The 235-nt window shown below is 41.7% G+C and carries 1 protein-coding gene; it reads right to left on the reverse strand.

Features of this window, described 5'->3' with window-relative positions; translation table 11 throughout:
• Window positions 1-235, reverse strand: a 235-nt coding sequence (locus MZO41_RS16710) for a transposase (RefSeq protein WP_252129728.1), incomplete at both ends; no start/stop codon positions are given.

A 235-nucleotide genomic window follows, 5' to 3' on the forward strand; every position in this document is an offset into this window, starting at 1 on the left:
TTTGCCATTTTCGACTATTCTCTTTAAGCATTGTGCCGTATGGAATTAAAACGGTATGCTGACCGAATTCATCTTCCAAGTACCGATAATTACTTTCGGAACCGTATCCGGCATCGGCAACGATGGTGTGACCTAACACATTGTTGGCCTTTAAATGTTCAATAAACGGTTGTAAGGTTCGTGTGTCGGTTGGATTTTGGAAAAGCCGATATCCCGTAATGAACTGATTACTCGT

The sequence above is a fragment of the Lactiplantibacillus sp. C232 genome, from assembly GCF_023806725.1.
GTDB lineage: Bacteria > Bacillota > Bacilli > Lactobacillales > Lactobacillaceae > Lactiplantibacillus > Lactiplantibacillus plantarum.